Below are 3,481 nucleotides of genomic sequence, written 5' to 3'. Positions count from 1 at the left end.
GGCTTCTCTGCCACTCTCACCACATCATCCGCATGTTTGCTTGAGAAGTGCATCACATCACGCAGAGTCTTACTCTCAACGCTGAAGGTAGGCATGGTTCCCATACCTCCCGCAAAGGCAAATGCCTTTTTACGAATGCCAACCGGGATTCGGGTGTCTAATAATTTCTCGCCAAATTTTCCAATGACATTATTGCTCTTCGCTAGGATATTGTCAACCTTTGAACCCCATTTTTCGACATTTGCGAGAATTCTTGCCTTGGTRCTGTTCTTGGCTAACTGAATCATCTCAGCTGCCTTAGCTCCGAGTTTCGTGCCCTTAGCCATCTTACCTACAGCTACTGGACCGACAAAAAGACTGGCAATCTCAAAGGTCAAACCTCCTGCATCATAGGCATCCATATGGGTAACTTTATCCCAGAGGGCTTTCCCTGTCTCCTGAGCACGATAAGCTGCCTTATCCGCATAACTAGCATTGGGATCCTGACCACGCTGAGCCGCTCCTGGATCCGTCAGAGCAGTGTAAGTTCCTACTCCTAACTCCGCAAGGCTAGACAGGTTATCTGCCGTTCCTTGCAAGTCCCGCTTCATCCACTCTGGAGTTCTACCTCCTGTTAAGCGATTGACGCCATCAATACTAGCAATGCCAATAATCTGAGTCAAATCTACAGCTCCGATGGCAGTATCTGAAACCATACTTCCAGCTGAACCAATAAAACCTTCCGCAAACAAGAGGGAATCCTTCAAGTCCTGTGGAATAGGCAGATTCCGCGTACCTTCAACAACATCTCCCCACCAGGAACCACTCTCATTCGAGCGGTCCTTCAACCATGCTTAGATGGGGCGATGACGACGATAAGACTCCTAAGTTATTGTTTTATCTATAATCTACACTTGTAATGAAATTTAAATAATCTGAGGATTTTACAGAGCCATCATAAGCATAGTTATAGATTAGTACAACTGCATTGCCTTTATTTATAGTCAGACTCTCTAATACGTTCAATTCACACAACAACTGTTCCTCATAGGAAGCAGTTCGCAAAATAATAGATATATCGTTTGTTTCATTTGACAAAACTGCTTTTTCAATTAAATCTTCATCTATATCATTAATGTCTATCTTAAAATCGTTGAAAAAATCAGAAACAACGATTTCTCCCTCATCATCATAAGTTAGATTAATATAATTTTCTAACTCAGTTAAATTTTTGAAATTACCTATCCAAATAGATAGCGTATTGTCTGTTTCCATTTTATTAAATCCTTTCTATCCTGAATATGGAGAATGCGGAACATCTATTTATCTACCCATCTTATAGCGACGAACAGCGTCCATTTCTCCATATCTGAAAGAAGTTTCGACCTATTCTCTTCTGTTCGATTCGATGAAAAATGTTGTAAACTATCTTTGACGTTCATTCTTTTTCAATTCCTTATCTAAATCTTGAAGTAAGTAAATGATCTCACTTTGATAATGCGTTGTCTCATCTGCAAACATTCTAACTAGACTTTTAAGATTTATGTTTTTTGCTACTTCTCCACTTTCTATAATTTCATTTGCTAATTGATAAATACTTTGAATTGAGCCTGTAACACTTTTTTGTTTGGGGTACTCTTCTTCAATAATAAAAACAATTTTTTCAGCAATTCGCTTTAAACTACTTGTCATATCTCTTTTCTCCTTCAATTATTGATAATCCATCAATTAGGAACTATTCTAAAATCCGAAATCCATTCTAATGGCCAGTCTTAACGAGTGGTCCTGCCCCCTCCGCTAAGCTTTTCTGGAGTTCCTCTGGTAAGAGCTCCAAATCGAGCTCAACAACAGAACCTAAAGGATAAATAGGACTGTAGACACTGTCCACAATCCCCATAAAATCCTGTAAATCCGTGATGGAATATAGTTGATCTAGTTGATTATAATAGATCTGAGCTTCCTGGTTCTCATAACTATATGATAATGGAGTAGAAACTAAGTTCAAAGCGCTTGACTACTTGTAAATTCATTAGCTTATCTTCAAATATTATTTTCTACTTTCACCGTATCATACCAGTTATTGAATAATTCTAATTCTGAAGTATCATCTGAAATAGGTGAATAACTATATTTGGATTTGAGACTATTGCTGCTCTTATTATAAATAATTTTGATTTCGGTAGGTACTTCTTTTTTATTATTCTCAAACAAAATCTCGATTTTTTCTAAATCATCAATTCCTAATTCTAGAAGTTGTATCTGTCTATCACGTGAATCATCTATTTTTTCATTTTCATTCAAAAAATCATTAATCTGATTAAGTTTAATTATCTCCCCATTTTTCTTAAAAAATAAATTGAAAAAATAACTACCTTCTTCCATATAACCATACAAATAAATTTCATCAATTTGACTATTCGAATATTCTAATCCTAAAGACACCAAATCAGATTGAATTTCCATTAATAAATCTTCAAATATCATTTACTTCACTCCATATTACTTTTTGTCAAATCATGTATTACCTCATATTTATGATAATCTTGATATCCTCAGTACGCATAAAGGCAGTCGAGACTTGTTGATGGGAGAGCTCGATAAAATTCAAATCAAATTTCACTGCGTTGCTTTTCTAAATTTATCATTATGGTTTGTTCCACAAAGGAGAAGGATATTCTGGTTCCTCGTTAGTCATCACTTGCAACCTGTTATATTTTACAGTTAAATCCAATATCTCAAATAAGCATTGCTCTGCTTCTTCAAAATTTTCAAATGTTCTAATCTTTCCTATAATACTTGCCCTATCTCCTAAAGAATAAACTAAGTATACTTTTTCCCCCTCATCATATTCTATTCGCGTTTGCCAATCTTCTCTCCCTTTATTCCTGCCATTAAATACGGAGACTCTTAGCGTAGTATAATTTAACTCTTCAATTTTCTGTTGAATTATTTTTTTTTCATGCATCAATTTATCCATTTATTTTATCTCCTTTAATAGTCCCATTTTTTCGTACCAGCTAACAGATGTTCCAAGTTTAATCTGCGTTCCACCACCAGCTCCAAAAGCTTTTGCAATTTCACCTTTTGCAGGAGTAGCTAAATCTGAAAATGATATCCCTCGTTTTTGCATTATAATAGAAAGTTTTTCTTGATCCACATCAGACATAGAAAGAAAACCTTCTTCAAGATTTTTAAGATTTATATCTTTAACTACTTCATATTGATGATAATCTTGATACCCCTCTGGATAAGGTAATCCGCGTTTATTAAAAGCTATAATTTTTCCATCTTCAACCGGACTAACATACGTCCCCCCTGAAGGACCAAATCTATCAATAATCTGACCCGTATGTATATTAGCAGGGGAGGTTATCGGCTTACCTAGATGATCTGTAACAAAACCTTGAGTTTCTTCCGGTGGCCATTTAATATGCCCCTCACTATCCACATAACTTCGTGATCTGACAGGAATTTTTCTTCCATCGAAACCATCATCTGCCGA

The 3,481-nt window shown here is 36.0% G+C and carries 6 protein-coding genes and 1 pseudogene; all 7 read right to left on the bottom strand.

All coding sequences use genetic code 11. From position 1 onward, the window contains the following. Positions 1–827 (bottom strand): annotated as a pseudogene (locus E2R31_RS10055) (hypothetical protein); the annotation flags it as partial. 49 nt (positions 828–876) lie between these two features. Then, a complete protein-coding gene (locus tag E2R31_RS09775) occupies positions 877–1,254 on the bottom strand; it encodes an immunity 22 family protein (RefSeq protein WP_132974267.1) in 378 nt (125 codons plus the stop codon). Between the two features lie 150 nt (positions 1,255–1,404). Continuing rightward, on the bottom strand, positions 1,405–1,671 hold the full coding sequence (locus E2R31_RS09770; RefSeq protein ID WP_132974265.1) for a disulfide bond formation protein: 267 nt from the start codon (positions 1,669–1,671) through the stop codon (positions 1,405–1,407). Positions 1,672–1,738: 67 nt separating this feature from the next. Beyond that, complete coding sequence (locus tag E2R31_RS09765) at positions 1,739–1,984, bottom strand: hypothetical protein (protein ID WP_202612940.1); 246 nt, start codon at positions 1,982–1,984, stop codon at positions 1,739–1,741. Positions 1,985–2,019: 35 nt separating this feature from the next. Continuing rightward, positions 2,020–2,463: a hypothetical protein gene (locus tag E2R31_RS09760; RefSeq protein WP_004262707.1), complete on the bottom strand. Its 444-nt coding sequence runs from the start codon at positions 2,461–2,463 to the stop codon at positions 2,020–2,022. A 160-nt stretch (positions 2,464–2,623) separates the two neighbouring features. Further along, complete coding sequence (locus E2R31_RS09755; protein ID WP_132974263.1) at positions 2,624–2,956, bottom strand: Imm59 family immunity protein; 333 nt, start codon at positions 2,954–2,956, stop codon at positions 2,624–2,626. Further along, positions 2,957–3,481 (bottom strand): TNT domain-containing protein (locus E2R31_RS09750; RefSeq protein WP_341774711.1); only part of this gene is annotated, 525 nt, incomplete at its 5' end. It lies immediately after the preceding gene.

The organism is Streptococcus downii, assembly GCF_004353325.1.
Classification (GTDB): Bacteria; Bacillota; Bacilli; order Lactobacillales; family Streptococcaceae; genus Streptococcus; species Streptococcus downii.
The sequence above is the reverse complement of the archived record's forward strand: the minus strand, read 5'-3'. Positions and strand labels throughout refer to the sequence as shown.

Bases quoted from the DNA above. Each gene is read 5' to 3' on its own strand.
- E2R31_RS09775 (WP_132974267.1), bottom strand. From the start codon at position 1,254: ATGGAAACAGACAATACGCTATCTATTTGGATAGGTAATTTCAAAAAT.
- E2R31_RS09770 (WP_132974265.1), bottom strand. From the start codon at position 1,671: ATGACAAGTAGTTTAAAGCGAATTGCTGAAAAAATTGTTTTTATTATT.
- E2R31_RS09760 (WP_004262707.1), bottom strand. From the start codon at position 2,463: ATGATATTTGAAGATTTATTAATGGAAATTCAATCTGATTTGGTGTCT.
- E2R31_RS09755 (WP_132974263.1), bottom strand. From the start codon at position 2,956: ATGGATAAATTGATGCATGAAAAAAAAATAATTCAACAGAAAATTGAA.